General features: G+C 47.5%; 21 protein-coding genes. 20 read left to right on the forward strand and 1 reads right to left on the reverse strand.

Going from position 1 to position 14,928, the window contains the following annotated elements:
• Positions 1 to 6 precede the first annotated feature (6 nt).
• Complete coding sequence (locus RJP21_RS22995) at positions 7 to 1,032, forward strand: ketopantoate reductase family protein (protein WP_310861384.1); 1,026 nt, start codon at positions 7 to 9, stop codon at positions 1,030 to 1,032.
• 183 nt (positions 1,033 to 1,215) lie between these two features.
• On the forward strand, positions 1,216 to 2,763 hold the full coding sequence (locus RJP21_RS23000; protein ID WP_310861385.1) for an MFS transporter: 1,548 nt from the start codon (positions 1,216 to 1,218) through the stop codon (positions 2,761 to 2,763).
• 78 nt (positions 2,764 to 2,841) lie between these two features.
• On the opposite strand, the gene RJP21_RS23005 is transcribed toward RJP21_RS23000, so the two are convergent.
• Positions 2,842 to 3,639, reverse strand: coding sequence for a TetR/AcrR family transcriptional regulator (locus RJP21_RS23005; RefSeq protein ID WP_310861386.1), 798 nt, complete (start codon positions 3,637 to 3,639; stop codon positions 2,842 to 2,844).
• A 396-nt stretch (positions 3,640 to 4,035) separates the two neighbouring features.
• Here RJP21_RS23005 and RJP21_RS23010 point away from each other — a divergent pair, with 396 nt between their 5' ends.
• From RJP21_RS23010 to RJP21_RS23095, 18 genes are all read left to right on the forward strand, one after another.
• Positions 4,036 to 4,776, forward strand: a complete 741-nt coding sequence (locus RJP21_RS23010; RefSeq protein WP_310861387.1) for a class I SAM-dependent methyltransferase — start codon at positions 4,036 to 4,038, stop codon at positions 4,774 to 4,776.
• A gap of 31 nt (positions 4,777 to 4,807) precedes the next feature.
• A complete protein-coding gene (locus tag RJP21_RS23015; RefSeq protein WP_310861388.1) occupies positions 4,808 to 5,209 on the forward strand; it encodes a hypothetical protein in 402 nt (133 codons plus the stop codon).
• Between the two features lie 7 nt (positions 5,210 to 5,216).
• On the forward strand, positions 5,217 to 5,681 hold the full coding sequence (locus RJP21_RS23020; RefSeq protein WP_310861389.1) for a hypothetical protein: 465 nt from the start codon (positions 5,217 to 5,219) through the stop codon (positions 5,679 to 5,681).
• Positions 5,682 to 5,717: 36 nt separating this feature from the next.
• Positions 5,718 to 6,092, forward strand: a complete 375-nt coding sequence (locus RJP21_RS23025) for a putative periplasmic lipoprotein (protein WP_310861390.1) — start codon at positions 5,718 to 5,720, stop codon at positions 6,090 to 6,092.
• Between the two features lie 24 nt (positions 6,093 to 6,116).
• Entirely contained in the window at positions 6,117 to 6,308 is a 192-nt protein-coding gene (locus RJP21_RS23030; protein ID WP_310861391.1) for a hypothetical protein, read from the forward strand.
• 104 nt (positions 6,309 to 6,412) lie between these two features.
• Positions 6,413 to 6,910 (forward strand): hypothetical protein, encoded by a 498-nt coding sequence (locus RJP21_RS23035; RefSeq protein ID WP_310861392.1) that lies wholly within the window; start codon positions 6,413 to 6,415, stop codon positions 6,908 to 6,910.
• Between the two features lie 78 nt (positions 6,911 to 6,988).
• Positions 6,989 to 7,474 (forward strand): GyrI-like domain-containing protein, encoded by a 486-nt coding sequence (locus RJP21_RS23040; RefSeq protein ID WP_310861393.1) that lies wholly within the window; start codon positions 6,989 to 6,991, stop codon positions 7,472 to 7,474.
• Between the two features lie 130 nt (positions 7,475 to 7,604).
• Positions 7,605 to 8,168 carry a GNAT family N-acetyltransferase gene (locus RJP21_RS23045; protein WP_310861394.1) on the forward strand — a complete coding sequence of 188 codons (564 nt, stop codon included), beginning with the start codon at positions 7,605 to 7,607 and terminating at the stop codon, positions 8,166 to 8,168.
• Positions 8,161 to 8,664, forward strand: a complete 504-nt coding sequence (locus RJP21_RS23050; protein ID WP_310861395.1) for a DUF4275 family protein — start codon at positions 8,161 to 8,163, stop codon at positions 8,662 to 8,664. Before RJP21_RS23045 ends, RJP21_RS23050 begins: the two co-directional genes overlap by 8 nt.
• A gap of 154 nt (positions 8,665 to 8,818) precedes the next feature.
• Positions 8,819 to 9,148: a low molecular weight protein tyrosine phosphatase family protein gene (locus RJP21_RS23055; protein ID WP_310861540.1), complete on the forward strand. Its 330-nt coding sequence runs from the start codon at positions 8,819 to 8,821 to the stop codon at positions 9,146 to 9,148.
• A gap of 156 nt (positions 9,149 to 9,304) precedes the next feature.
• Positions 9,305 to 9,793 carry a GNAT family N-acetyltransferase gene (locus RJP21_RS23060; RefSeq protein ID WP_310861396.1) on the forward strand — a complete coding sequence of 163 codons (489 nt, stop codon included), beginning with the start codon at positions 9,305 to 9,307 and terminating at the stop codon, positions 9,791 to 9,793.
• A gap of 85 nt (positions 9,794 to 9,878) precedes the next feature.
• Entirely contained in the window at positions 9,879 to 10,868 is a 990-nt protein-coding gene (locus RJP21_RS23065; RefSeq protein ID WP_310861397.1) for a serine hydrolase domain-containing protein, read from the forward strand.
• Positions 10,869 to 10,936: 68 nt separating this feature from the next.
• The gene (locus RJP21_RS23070; protein ID WP_310861398.1) at positions 10,937 to 11,395 is read left to right on the forward strand and encodes an NUDIX hydrolase; all 459 of its coding nucleotides are present in this window, start codon (positions 10,937 to 10,939) and stop codon (positions 11,393 to 11,395) included.
• Between the two features lie 26 nt (positions 11,396 to 11,421).
• Positions 11,422 to 12,183 (forward strand): kanamycin nucleotidyltransferase C-terminal domain-containing protein, encoded by a 762-nt coding sequence (locus RJP21_RS23075; RefSeq protein ID WP_310861399.1) that lies wholly within the window; start codon positions 11,422 to 11,424, stop codon positions 12,181 to 12,183.
• On the forward strand, positions 12,180 to 12,704 hold the full coding sequence (locus RJP21_RS23080) for a GNAT family N-acetyltransferase (RefSeq protein ID WP_310861400.1): 525 nt from the start codon (positions 12,180 to 12,182) through the stop codon (positions 12,702 to 12,704). The genes RJP21_RS23075 and RJP21_RS23080 overlap by 4 nt, the downstream gene beginning before the upstream one ends.
• Before the next feature lie 45 nt (positions 12,705 to 12,749).
• The gene (locus RJP21_RS23085; protein ID WP_310861401.1) at positions 12,750 to 13,370 is read left to right on the forward strand and encodes an alpha/beta fold hydrolase; all 621 of its coding nucleotides are present in this window, start codon (positions 12,750 to 12,752) and stop codon (positions 13,368 to 13,370) included.
• Between the two features lie 23 nt (positions 13,371 to 13,393).
• On the forward strand, positions 13,394 to 14,290 hold the full coding sequence (locus RJP21_RS23090) for an alpha/beta fold hydrolase (protein ID WP_310861402.1): 897 nt from the start codon (positions 13,394 to 13,396) through the stop codon (positions 14,288 to 14,290).
• A gap of 64 nt (positions 14,291 to 14,354) precedes the next feature.
• Entirely contained in the window at positions 14,355 to 14,819 is a 465-nt protein-coding gene (locus tag RJP21_RS23095; protein WP_310861403.1) for a hypothetical protein, read from the forward strand.
• The last annotated feature ends 109 nt before the right edge of the window (positions 14,820 to 14,928 follow it).

Consider the following 14,928-nt stretch of genomic DNA (forward strand, 5'->3'; position numbering starts at 1 on the left):
TTTTAAATGCGAATTGCGGTTTTAGGAGCGGGTTCATTGGGAACCATTGCCGGAGCTTATATTGCTGCGGGTGGACAAGACGTGGAGTTGATCGATGTCTACCAGGCGCATGTGGACGCGTTAAATCAGTCCGGCGCGAAAATTACCGGTACGACGGATTTTCATACCAAGGTGAAAGCCATCACTCCTGATGACATGTCCGGAACCTATGATTTGGTGTTGCTGTTGACCAAGCAGCTTTATAACGATTCCGTCCTGCAGAATTTGCTGCCGTTTTTAGGCGATGATAGCGTCGTGCTTTCCTTGCAAAACGGCATCCCCGAAGAAAAGGTGGCTTCCATTGTCGGCCGGGAACGCGTCATCGCCGGGTCGGTCGAATTTGGCGCTACGTTTTTGGAACCGGGGGTTTCCAGCCTTACGACAGAGTACGGCCATTTTAAAAGCTATGCTTTTCAAATCGGGGAATTAAACGGCGAACTGACGGAAAGAATACAGTGGATCAAAGCGATTTTGGAACTTGTAGGGGGAACGCACATTTCCGACAACCTGGTTGGAACGAAATGGTCCAAATTGCTGGTCAACAACGCGTTTAGCGGTTTGTCGGCTGCGCTGAATACGGAGTTCGGCGGGGTGCTGGATCATGAGGCCAGCGTTGTCAGCGCGGCGCATATCGCGGATGAGACGATCAAAGTCGGCCATGCGAACGGCGTAACCTTTGCCCCAATGAATGGATTTGATATGGCGTCCTTGGAGATGAATAGCGAAGAGGATCTTCCGGAACGCGTTCAAACGCTCCGGAGCTTCATGAAATCTTCGAGACTGCTAAAAGCAAGCATGCTGCAGGACCTGGAGAAAAAACGCAAGACGGAAATCGATTATATCAATGGGGTCGTACCGCGGCTGGCAGAGGGGAAAGGCATTTTGACCCCTTATAATGACATGGTCGTTCAACTGGTAAAACAAGCCGAAGCAAACCAAAGCGTGCCGGATTTCGATGCCAACATTCGATTTTTTGAAAAACTAAACCAGTAATCATAATTTGTAGTAAAAGAGGCGCGGCCCATAAGGCTGCGCCTCTTTTGTTATGAGTGCAAGCAGTACCGTCTTCCTTGAAAAATAAATTCGAACATCTGTGTTGACTATATACAGTTTATGTAATACACTGTTTCCAACAGTTACTGTTTATACAATAAACAATAAGGAGAGGGTTTTTAAATGAACACTGTAACCCCTGCCGCGGCCAAACCGGCTGGCCGCAAAGAGTGGATCGCGCTTTGCATCCTTTGTCTTCCGCTGATGGTCGTATCGATGGACGTTTCCGTCCTGTTTTTCGCAGCACCTGCCATTGCCGCGGATTTACTGCCGACCGCCACCGAACAGTTATGGATTTTCGACATATACGGCTTCATTCTCGCCGGTTTGCTCCTGACGATGGGCGCCGTCGGCGACCGGATCGGACGCCGGCGCCTGCTGATGGTCGGTTCCGTCGGATTCGCCCTTAGTTCTTTGTTCGCAGCGTACGCCCAGTCGGCCGAAACCCTGATCGTGGCCCGGGGGATTCTGGGGATCGCGGGTTCGACTCTCATGCCGTCGACGCTGGCGCTGGTGCGCACGATGTTCCAAGACCCGGCGCAGCGGACGAAGGCGATGTCCATTTGGGGCGCCGTCATGGCGGGCGGCGTTACCGTGGGGCCGATTATCGGCGGTTTGCTTCTGGATTCGTTCTCCTGGGGATCCGTGTTCCTCATCAACATCCCCGCGATGGCGCTGCTGCTCATCATTGCGCCGTTTCTGCTGCCGGAGTCCCGCAGCAAGGCCAAAGTCAAGGTTGATCTATTCAGCTCCATTCTTGCTCTCGCCGCGATCCTTCCCATGACCTACGGTGTTAAGACGCTTGCGGAAGAGGGTTGGGCGATCCTTCCCGCCGCTTTGCTCGCAGCAGGTTTGCTCATCGGAGTGCTTTTCGTACGGCGCCAGCTGATTATCTCCAATCCTCTGCTCGATATCCGTGCGTTGATGGAGCGGCGGACCGGCGGTTCGATTCTCGTGAACTTTATTGCTACGTTTACCCTTATGGCCAGCTCGCTCATCAATACCCAGTTCCTTCAGTCGGTTCTTGGATACTCTCCGTTCGTCGCTTCCCTCTGGAGCGTAGCTCCTTCGGTTGTGGTCGGGGCAGCGGCACCTATTGCCGGTAAACTGTCGCAAATCTACGGAAGACCGCGGGTCATGGCCGGAGGTTTTCTCCTGTCGGCGGTTGGATTCGGCGTACTGACCCAGGTCCGCCTGGAAGGCTTTTCGCCGCTGACCGTGCTGCTCGTCGGCGCCAGCTTGGTTGCAGCGGGAATCGTCACCGTCATGACCCTCGTCACCGATTACGTCATTGGCGTCGCACCGGCCGACCGTGCGGGAGCCGTCGGCGGTCTTATCGAAACGTCCAACGAGCTCGGAGGCGCATTCGGCATCGCGCTTCTCGGCTGCGTCCTTGCGGCCATCTACCGCCATGCGGTCACCCCTTTCCTGCCTTCGGGGCTCGCGCCGGACGCAGCCCGGGCAGCCGGCCAGACCATTGCCGGGGCATCGGCCGCCGCCCTGCATTTACCGGCGGATGCCGCGGCACGGGTCATGAAGGTTTCCCGGGAAGCCTTTATCACCGCCATGCATGCCACCTGCCTCATCTCCGGCGTCATCCTGCTGCTTGCCACCGCAGTTACGCTCGTAATGCTCCGTGATCAGAAGAAGGCCGTTCATACCGTTGCTTAAGATCAGCGCATATGAGATAAAAAAAGGCTGCTTCCAGGACTCATCCTGGGAAGCAGCCTTTTTGGTTGAGCGGCAAAATTATCCGTTGGCGCCGCCGCTCAGTTTCCGATTCAAATATTGTTCGATCCCGTCCAGCATCCGCTCTAACCCGAACTCCAGATCATCGCCTACGGTGTTTTCAGCCTCGTTTTCGCCCGTATAAGCCCCGGACATGACGATCGGGTGCAGGTTCGGATATTGTTCCGGCTTGATCAGCGCCCGAAGCACCGCTGAATAATTGAGCCCGCTGAACTCTTTCTCGCTTGATCCGGCCTGAACGGCTCGATCGATATCCCGCTGGAGTAGTCCGCAGGAACGGGCGTACCCGCTTAGCAGGAGCACGATGGACATTTTCTCAAAATCGTCCAGGGGCATGTCCCGCAGCGGCTGCAGCCCCCATTCGACGATCCGTAAATTGTTAGGCGTGATCGGAATGCCGAGGATCGGAATATCCCCGTACCACGGATGGTTCCGAAAAACAGCGACCGTTCCCATCACATACTCACGCATACTCTCCCGCCATTCATGCGGGGGGCGCTCCGGAGGCAGCGGAATATCGCATACCGCATCCTGCATAAGGATGAGCAGGTCGTCTTTACTCGGGATATAGCGGTAGAGAGACATCGCCGTGAAGCCGAGGGCCGACGCGATCCGGTTCATCGAGACGGCGGCGAGGCCATCCTGGTCTGCGATTTCAACCGCCTTCGACACGATCAGGTCGATGCTCATCTCTCGCTTGGGCCCCCGCTGCGGCGGCTTCACCAACCCCCAGCCGAGAGCCGCGCCGGCAGGAAGCATCTTCGCCGCTTCTTCGGGTGTCATATCGTCATTACTCATTAGAATCTACCCCCTAGTCGTCCGTAGAAGTCTCCCTCAAAAATGTTTACCGTATAAACAGTATATCACAATGGCGCAGCATTATAAAAAGAAACGGAGCGCAAAGCAATCCTCCGCAACCGTACTTTGTCCGAACCCGATTTTATGATGGTACTCCTTTATGTCAATGGAGGACATTTAGCGAATATAATTCCAACATTCAATATTTTTTGCGTTTTTTAGGAGGAAATCACGGTAATAAAAGCCAATGGTTATCGTGGCCAGGATTCGTTAAATCAAAGGCCGCTGATGAAGACGGGATTAAAAGCAGCGATTACGCTCATGCCTCGGTAAGCTTCTAATACATTCGGCATGTCGGGAATATCATTCAGAAGGCAAAGGAGGGAGCAGCCCGCAATGGTTTACAAAGGATCGCAATTTTATGATGACGAACAGCTTCTCACCAAATATCTTGAACGAAGACGATGGGACGAAAACGCAAACGATACGATTGAGAAACCTGTTTTTATGGACCTACTAGGCGAAGTAACAGATAAAGACGTCTTAGACCTGGGTTGCGGGACCGCCGGATTTGGCAATGAACTTTTGGATTTGGGGGCCAGCTCTTATACGGGAATCGAAGGATCCAAGAAAATGTTCGAACTTTCAAAGGATATAATGACGAGGAACAACGGGAAGGTGATTCATACCGCAATTGAGGCCTGGGATTTTCCTGCATCTTCTTATGACATGGTCGTTTCTCGGCTTGTTATACATTACATCAACGACATCGATGCCCTTTTTGATCAGGTCTACAACACGCTTGCGCAAGAAGGCGCCTTTATTTTTTCGGTAGAACACCCCGTGATCACCTCATCCTACGGAACCGTCAAAACGGAAGGTTTGAAGCAAAGCTGGATCGTGGATCAATATTTTTATACCGGCCCCCGGGAGCAGGATTGGCTGGGAGGAAAAGTGATCAAGTACCACCGCACGATCGAGGATTATTTTGTCGGGCTGCAAAAAGCGGGTTTTGTCATCGAAGGTTTAAGGGAATCCAAACCGCAGGAGAAGAACTTTCACAATCAGGAGACGTATCATCGAAGAATGAAAATTCCGTTGTTTCTATTTATTAAAGCAAGAAAGGTTTTGGTATGATCGGTTTGCATAAAGCTTGGGAGGCGAGTTCATGGGTGAAGCATACAAATTAAACTGCGGGCGTTGCTCATATAAGCAAGAGATATTTTTAGGCATCGGATTTAGATACTGTAGCTTGAGAACCATTCAGGAATGGTACGAGGAAGAAGAGGGCAAAAAGCGAATCGCAGAGTTTATTCAACATGAAGAGGAATCGACCTATGATTGCTTTGACGGTTTGTATGTATGCCAGTCCTGCGGTTACCTATTAAATGCAATCTATTTACATATGGAGTCGGCCGCTGATTCTTACACCAATCGGTATGCCTGCCCGCGCTGCTCGGCGCCCATGCCGCCAAAACCTATAGAATATATCCCTGAGGATGCCGCGCTAAATTGCCCGGATTGCGGAAAGGAAAGGTTAGCCGTTCAGGCCTTTATGGATTGGGACTAAGAAAGCGATGAAAAAAATAATTTTAAGTTCTGTGGCAATGGTATTGCTGCTGATTACGATGTTGGGGTTTATTTTGCACCGGACGATCAATGAGGATGTATGGAGAAAATGGATCGCTGTAACTGAAATACCGGGTATTTTAAAGATCGGCACCGCACCTAACTTTCCCGAATGGGAAGTACAAAAGATCATGGCCTACGACGATCATTTTACGGCTCCCACATGTACGGTTTATTTTGCAAACGGCATTGAATTGTTGCTTTCAACTGGATCGGTCGGCTTTGAAGGAATGGACGAAAACCAGACGCTCATCGGGAATCGTAAATATACTGTATTTGGCAATAAAAATGATAAAGTGTACCAGTATCCTGAAGAAGGGGTATGGTATTCTTTGAAAACAACCAGGGGAGCGAAAGAAGAAATCATCGAGGCATATTTGAAAGCTAGGAATGCGGAGCCGGATTCGAAGTAATAGCGCATGAACCTTGTAAAATGGAGGCGAGGCATCGTGAAACGCATTCTGCTTTCCCTTTATATAATCGCTTTGATTACTGCCTGCAGTCCAAATTCATCGAAGCAGCAATCTCTTTCGATCATTGACCGAAATTTGGATGCGATCATTTCCAATGGCAAGATTCAAGCTTCAAGCAATCCTGTTGACTATATCAACGCAAACCTGGAAGGATACAGCGAAATACTAAACACCGGTAATCAAGGATTGGATTATTTGATGAATGAATTAAAAGAAAGCGCAGACAACGGCCTAAGAGAATGGATCATCGCCAAAGCATGTGAGGACATGTTAAAGGATCAAGCTCCTGATGCCCAGTGGGCCTCCGGGAAGGAATGGCTTCGCGTCTATGAGGAAAGCAGAGAGAAATAAACCAGTAAAGAGGGGATTTATGATTTGTTCTCCATTCGATCCGAAGGCCAATTGGTGCTGATCAGCTGTAATACCTTGGGGCTTAAATTAGCGGAACGCATATGCACGTCGTTGATTGAAACCGATGAAGGCCACGTGCATTTTGATGGTTTTTCAACCCAGGGAAGTCTTGAACTCATCCTGCGCAACAAAGACACGGATATGACATTCCAATAAAAAAGAGGTATAAGAAAATGGACGTTCTTGAACGTGCGGAATTAAAAAGAAACACGGCCCACAGGATCATGGCGGACTTAAACCTGCCGGATTTGTGGAAAACGGTGGGAGACCCGATTTTGGTCGGGGCGGTAGCGTATCATCTGGTCGTCAATCCGGATATCGATATGGAAATTTACTGCGACGAACCAAATGTAGCAAGCGGATTTGAAGTGCTCAAAAATCTCGCGATACATCCCAATGTCACCAAGGCAAGATTTTCGAACCATTTGGATGGGCCGGATCAAGGTCTTTATTTTCAGATCAGATACAAAAATGATGACGGGGAGGTCTGGAAGATCGATATGTGGCTTTTGGCTCATGACCATCCGGGGCCGTGCGCCAGAGATTTAGTCGAACCGCTGAAAAATGCGCTTGATGTTGCAAAAAGAAAAACAATTCTGGCCTTCAAAGAGGAAGCCATTAAAAACGGCATTAAAATCCCCTCTATTCAAATTTACGAAGCCGTCACGGATTACAATATTCAAAACTTCAACGAATTGATGCGTTGGCACGAGAAGCAGCCGCAGGGACTAACGGCTTGGAAGCCAAAAAGCTCATAATGTTTGTTTAACAGTGAGGGAGTGTCGTCAATGAGCATTTCTGCAAAGCAATGCCATTATTTATAAGAGGTGAAACGAATGAAAATGGAGATCGTCCATACCAACGAAATGACGTCTTTTGTGGGGATCAGAGCACACAGTATCATGGCGAATCTGGGCGAAGCTACAAATTTGGCATTTGAAGAATTAATTCGGAGAAGAAACGAAATTCAAAACATTTTGGACCAAGAGATCACTTACGGCATTTCGCCCCCGAATTATAAAGGAAACCAAGGGCCGGTCGATTTTTATTGCTGTTACGAAGTCAAACCATTAGCGAGTTTGCCGCACGGAATGGTGCATATCCACATGCCTCCAAGAATGTATTCCGTTACGTATTACAAAGGACCGGCAAGCAGGACGGAGTCGGCGTATAATTTTACGACAAATTGGCTTAGAGAAAACGGTTATGAGTACGACGATGTTTCCTATTATTTTGAACGATATGATCAACAGACGATCATCGAAAATGACGATCCCGGAAATGAAGTGAAAATATATTGCCCGATTAAGAAAAAGGGCTGAACGCAACGCGAATGAGTTGTATGATTATGGAAGATGACTCGGCTCAACACGCACCCCGGCTTTAGGTATCTAGGGCCGGGTTTTCATTTTTAATATTTGATACGTTACATGACGGAATGGAGAGGCTAAAATGAAAGTTATCGTAGAACTAACGGACGAACATACGAAATTTGTCATTAACAATATGTACCCTTTATATTTGCATGACTTGTCCGAGGTATGGAATTGGAAACCGAATAAATACGGCGTTTTTGAAGAAGATGATACCTCCACTTTGCATGAACAAAATAAAGTTTTTGATATTTGGTGGTCGGATCCATCCGTGCTTTTCCCGTACCTTATTCGGGTCAATGATCATCCGGCAGGATTTGCGTTAGCGGCTGCGCCGCCATATACGCCCCACGGGAGCGATTATTACTTGCATGAGTTTTTTGTTCTGAGGTCCTTCCGAGGAACGGGAGTGGCGGAAGCAGCGGCAGCGCAAGTTTTTAAGCTTCATCCAGGCGCTTGGGAATTGCAGACGAACCCTAAAGAAACGAATAAAAGGGCACAACTTTTCTGGAGAAAGACCATTCGCAAATATACAGCCGGATTTTACCAAGAGGAGATCGCCGAAACCAAAAATGACGGAATCAAGCTGATTTTCAGATTTAATCATGGAGATTTCAACTCCAAGGAGGCCCTTTATGATTAGAAATAAAATTAATGAAATTTTAGACGCGTTACCGGAAAGCGAGCTGGAGAAGGTTTATTGGCCGCTTGTATCCATTCATAAGAATTATTTGTTCAGAAAAAATGTAACCGACAAAGGCGTGCTCATTTCGGAAATCCTTGAAGATTCCCAAAAAATCATCGATTCATGGGATCGCGCATTTGCGCAAAACATCAGCCAAGAAGTCAAGGAGTCCATCTACTACAACCAATTTAAATGGCATATATTCAGTTATGAAAAGCAAGAGTGTTTAATAGGATGCCTGGCAAGGGAAGCGTTTGACGAAGCCGCCAAAGATGAACTGTATGTCATGTATCAGAACTCGCCCGACGTTTGGCTGTACAGCCATGCGAATCAAGTGGTTTCAGCTGATTTTGATTCCGAGCAGGACATTTATGTGTTTGATAAAAATTTTACGTGGACGTATGTACACACGCATGAATCGATGTGCGGACCGTATTTTTATAGTAAAAGTTGATAGCTGTGCGTGAGGAGGAGATTACTCTAATCAAAGAAAACAACTTAAAATTAAAATGATACCCTGAGGAAGATATTTAGCCTGAATAAACCTATCATTTAAAAACCTCTAAAGTGCTATAATTTAGAAAACAATGAAGGAACAGGTGGCACACATTAAACTACTTTTTATTTGCAGTCGCAATAAATGGCGGAGTTTAACCGCCGAGAAGATTTTCCATGGGGTTAACGGATATGAAGTTCGTTCAGCCGGAACGGAAGAAGGAGCAAGAATTAAGGTAACCGTGGGTCATATTGGATGGGCCGATATCATTTTTGCCATGGAGAAAAAGCATGTTCGAAGGCTAAGGGAGAGATTTTCAAGCGAATGCTCGAGCAAGCGCTTGATTTGCCTAAACATTCCGGATGATTTTGAGTTTATGGACGAAGAACTGATCGAGATATTAAAAGAGAGGGTATCCGGGTATATGGAAGTTCCCGAGTAGCCGGCTCAACGTCATCCAAGGCAAAGAGCAAGAGTTCGAAGACAGTTTTCGCAAGGCATCCAAAATAATCTCCGGCATGAAGGAGTAAGACCATACGGTCGGCTTCAGACAGCAAAAAGCATTAAAACCACGCCATGGAAAGGAGAATCGCGCGCCATGTTTACTTATCGCAGAGCCCTAAAAGAAGATTTTAAAATCATCGCCTCTTTTCCTCAAAACCAAGACGAACAGTTTTATATGTTTCCGCGGGGGACGTTTCCGCTTGATCCGTCACATTTGGAAGAAACAGCGAAGGAAAGACTATACCCCACCGTTATCTTGGACGGAGAAAAGATTGCGGGTTATTGCAATTTGTATGATGTGGAAGCCGACAGCCGCTGTTGGCTTGGGAACGTGATCATCAACCCAAGTTATCGGGGGCGGGGAGCCGGGAAGTTTTTGCTCGATACGATGCTTAAGACCGTTAGGGATGAGCTGCATTTGCCTGAACTGCACCTGATTTGCCACAACCCGAATACGCCGGCACTCAAGTTTTACCATAAAAACGGCTTTATCCCCTACGGCCTCAAAGAAATGTTCGACTACAACGAACAGCCGATTGTCGGTATTTTGATGAAAAAAACCGCGGGTAACGAAGGCAGCTAATAAAGGGGGAGCAGAATGAGGAAATGGATTTTTCCAAAAAGTGCAGGGAACTACTCCTCCCAATATGACCAATGAGGTGATCACGATGTTCGAACGAATCGAGGAAATCATCGAGCATTACCGGCGGGACCATGTTTTATCCGGCAACGTATTCATTTCAAAAGAAGGCAAAGAAGTGTTCAGCAAATCCTACGGCCATGCCAGTATGCAGCTAAACGTTCCAAATCGGATCGACACCAAATTCCACATTGCTTCCGTCACGAAAATGTTTATTGCTGCCGCAACGCTTAAGCTGTACGAGCAAGGTCTAATCGATTTGGATCAACATCCGGGAGCATACGTTGAGAAGTTTAAGGGCCTTCATCCGGACATCACGATCCATCATTTATTGAGTCATTCCTCCGGGCTGCAGGATATTTACGGGGTGCCCGATTTGCGTTTGGAGATGGGCCGATGGAAGGCGGAAAACCGGGATTTTATCGATTATTTGCTCCAGCTGGAGCAGCAATTCAAGCCGGGTGAGCGATGGGCGTACAGCAGCACCGGTTTCATTATGCTCGGATACATTTTGGAAGCATTGACGGGGATGGCATATGAAGAAGTTTTGGACTCATGGTTCTTTTCGCCTTTACACATGGAATCTACCGGAGCGGATAACCCGCGAAACATCAACCCCGGGCGTGCATACGGACATGCTTTGGAGAACGAAAAAATAACCAATGCAGACAATGATAAGTTAAGCGATGTCGATGCGCCGGGAGAGCTTTATTCAACCGTCCGCGATTTGGATCGATGGTGCCGGGCTTTGTTTGGCGGGGAACTGCTGAAGCAGGAGACGATGGATAAGATGTTTACGCCGTATTATGCCACGTCATTTGATCCGAATTTGAGTTACGGGTACGGGTGGTTTTTGAAGCCTGATATTCGTTTGATCGGCGGCGGCACGCCGGGATTCCGCTCCGAAATTTGGCATGATCCTGCAAATGATTTAAGGGTGATTATGCTGTGGAATTACGAAAAGGTCGATTCGCATCAATTATTCCGTCTGATTAGGCCGGTGCTATTGGAAGCTTAGTTGCAAAAGGAAACAGACTAAGCTGCAAGCATCCGGTTATAACGATAAACGATAAAGCAGGTGAATCCATGTTCATAGCAATCAGCGAATATCCGGTCGATAAAAGAATAGCCGGCATTCACTGCGTTCCCATTACCGATGACGGCATGGTCGTGATGGTATGGGATCACAACGAAAAGGCTCTGACCACCATCGGCGGAAGATTGGAACAAAATGAAGGGATTCATGAAGCCTTGGATCGCGAAGCGATTGAAGAAGCGGGAGTTATTTTAGGTGCACACCGGATCCCTATTGCAGCCTGGCATTGGGAAAATACGGATACGTACACGGTTTTTGTGGTCGCAAAAGTAAAGGAATACACAACGATGCCTGAGGGGTTTGAAACGACGGGCAGAGTGATCATGAATTTTGAGACGGCGCGTCAAATGGTCATGCGCTTAGAAGGGGACGGCCATCGTATAAAAGTGCTAGAACTGGCGGAAGAAGTTTACAGTAAATTTTTGAAGGGAAATGAGGCATTAAAATGAATTTCCAACAAGAGGAGGGATAATCCATGCTGCCATTTCCTTTTCCGGCTTCCCGGGAAGAAAAGCTTCAAATCGTAGACCGGATCAAAAACAGGCTGCTCGATTTATACGGGGACGATATCCTTGCCATCGGGATATATGGCTCTACCGCTTTAGGAAAAGAAGGTTCGTTCTCGGATATCGAGCTGCATGTGGTTTCCGCAGATGGGGTACAGATCCAAGGTCATGAATTCATTTACGATAAATTCAAAATTGAAATCAGTCCAAAGCAAAAAAGCGAAATCGCTAGGCAGGCTGCGGAAGTGGACGATTCCTGGGCGATTAAAGCGGGCGTGTTTATCAACATTTTGCCGGTATACGATCCGGGTCGTTTTTTCGAAGAGTTATCTCAAATGCCTATGCGGGTTTCCCAGGAAGCCATTCGATCCGTCATGAGGGAATTTATGATCTGGGAGCCATACGAAACGATGGGCAAAATCCGAAACAACTATGCGTCCGGGAACCTGAATTATATTCCTATGGGAGCCAAAGATTTGACCTGGCAAACAGCGAAGCTGATCGGATTAGCCAATAAACAATTTTTCAGCACCAGGGCGCGAACGTTTGAAGAGTCTTTACATATGGCGTCGCAACCGAGCGGATATGTGGAACTGGTCACCCGTGTCATGGAGGGAAATCTAATCGATAAAGGGTATGTGTACCGGCTCTGCGAAAATTTATGGACGGGACTAAATGAATGGTACGAGGAGCTAGGGATTGAATATAGGAGCAAGGAGCTTCCTTTTTGAATAACATACAAGCCCTTAAGGAGAAAAGCATGGAAGTTGAACTTCGCCCGGTTGCCTATGCAGAGAAACCTCTTTTATCGAATTTGTACCAATTCTATCATTATGATTTTAGCCCGTATACTGAAGAAGACTTAAATGAAGATGGAAGATTTGAGGCGAATATCGATTATTTTTGGCAAGGGGATCCTAGATGGAATCCGTATTTTATTATGCTCTCGGGAAAAATCGCCGGCTTCTTGGTCGTGTTATTCGAAAATCTGGATACGGATCCGGATCCGACGCACGTCATTTATGATTTAATGGTTTTGCCGAAATTCAGAAGAACCGGGGTTGGCTCTGCCGCTGCCCAAAAAGCATTTGCCTTGTTTAAAGCCAACTGGGCGGTGGCTCAAATGGAAAACAATACTGCCGCCATATCTTTTTGGCGAAAAGCCATCGGCGAATTTACGAACCATAGTTATAGAGAAACGTACCGGAAAGATATAAAAAAATACATTCAAAGGTTTAGTACCAAATCATGATGGGTTGAAGCTAAGTACAAAATACGATTCGGAAGGATGAACGAGATGAAAGTCCAGGAATTGAAGTTTCCTACTTCATGGGATGCGCAGGCGATGTTCAAAAAATTCGAAACCGAGGGCGCTGCCACGCTCGTCGTCGAATTTCCAGGCGCTCAATACGGCACCGAACTGCCGCTTTTTCACTACCCGAGAAAATTGGCTTTCCAATATGGATTCGATGTGTTATCGCTTGAATACGGTTACCAAAGCGCACGCCTTAAACCTGAATTCAATGACGAATCGATCCATAACATCGTTTCCGATCTGGAAGGGGCCTTTCAAACGATAGATCTCTCCCAATACAAACAAATCGTCTTTTTGAGCAAAAGCTTAGGGACCTTGATCGCCGGCTTGCTGGCCGAGAAATTGGGTATCGCTGTAAAGCATGTTTTTCTGACCCCGCTGAGCCGTACGATTCCATATATCCATGAAAATAATTGTTTGGTCGTGACCGGGACCGATGATCCGGTATTTACGGAAATAGAGAGGAACCAAATTTCGAGCGCCAGAATGCTTGTCATAGACGGGGCTAATCACGGGTTAGAGACGCAGGATCCAATGAAGGCGCTGAAGATGCTGAAAGACGTTTTAGAGGAAGTAGATCAGTACTATAAGGAATTGCGGTAAGAATGTGCAACGGAGGTAAAACGATGACCAAGCTTATACCGGTTCGCGGAACAAGGATTTACATCGAGGAGTTCGGTGAAGCCGGCAAAGAAACATTGCTATATTTGCACGGCGGCCCCGGCGCAAGCTGTATCGATTTTACGTATCATCAGGCGTTGGCGTTGTCTTCGTCGATTCGGGTGATCGCCATCGATCAGCGGGGAGTGCTGCGGTCCGACCCGATCCACGAGGGGGATTCGTTCGGCATTCAAGACATTATTGAAGATTGTGAAGAGCTGCGACGAACGTTAGGGATCGAACGCTGGTCCGTTTTGGGACATTCTTTTGGCGGATATATTGGGCTGATGTATGCAAGCCAGTATTCAGATGCGGTCAAAAAGATCATGTATGAAGCACCGATGTTTGACCAGACGCTTTCGATGAAATCGTTGTTCAGACGCGCCCTGCCGCTGTTTGAACAAGAAAATCAAACGGATCGAGTCCAAGAGTGCATTCAATACATCGATGGCTCGTTTTCGCCAAGCGAGCTTTGGGAAGCCTGGATCCGCATCGGCAATCTTTTGGGGAACCGGCGGGATGAGGTTTATTTTCATGGGATTGATCCAAGCGAATACAACGCCATATTCGAAAATACCAACCTGACGGAAGACCAGTGGGGCAGGAGTTATGTGCACGGTCGCCGATTGCAGGAGGAAGGGAAGTTTTTTGAGAGTTTGCTGCCTCTGCTGCCGCAAGTTGAACATCCTTCACTGCTTCTGTCAGGAAAATATGATCCGATATGCTGCGAAGAACAAACGCGTGCGTTCCGGGATTTATCCCCCAACGGGCGTACTATTGTATTTGAAAACAGCGGCCATTTTCCGAGAATCGAAGAGCCTTCGAAATATACGGACGAGGTGCTGAAATTTATTTTGGAATAGGTCTTTTCATTTTAGGCGGAGGCGGGACGGATCGTCGACAGGAAGGGGAACGACGGAGAACGACATGAAGCTTTTACCTGAATATGCAAAAATCTTGATCGTTGGCGTTGTTTTTCGAAAGGAATGGAGCTGGTACATCACCGAACGGGAGTATTGGTTTCTCAATACCGAGATGGAGGAACGGTTTGGCATTGAAATATTGGACGAAACGACGGCAGAATGTTTTTTTGAAAAAATACACGACTATAAAGTGTCTACAAGAGACCTGGCACGCATGCTAATCGAGCTGGAAGACGCGTTTGGGAGTTATGACGACGTGCTGGAATTTATGCCTACGATCTATGTGGATTTTGACCGAAAGGTGCTTTATTCGCTTTTTCCGGAGCCGATGTCTTTTGAAGATTACGTACCTGACGGTTGGATTGGGGCATATAAGGATTTTTATGAGCTTGTGCCTGAACGTGTACGGTATTGGATGATTCAAGGGGAAAGTTTTTTTGAGCGGATGTGGGATAAGTTCAGGGCTTAGAAGAAAAGGAAGATGGATGATGGCATAAACGGCCCCAGAACACAATATTAACAATATTTAAACTATCCGGGATTATCGCTTGAACCGCCATTGTTCTAAAGTCGGGAAT

This window comes from Paenibacillus sp. VCA1 (genome assembly GCF_031583795.1).
In the GTDB taxonomy this organism is placed as follows: domain Bacteria; phylum Bacillota; class Bacilli; order Paenibacillales; family Paenibacillaceae; genus Paenibacillus_AQ; species Paenibacillus_AQ albilobatus.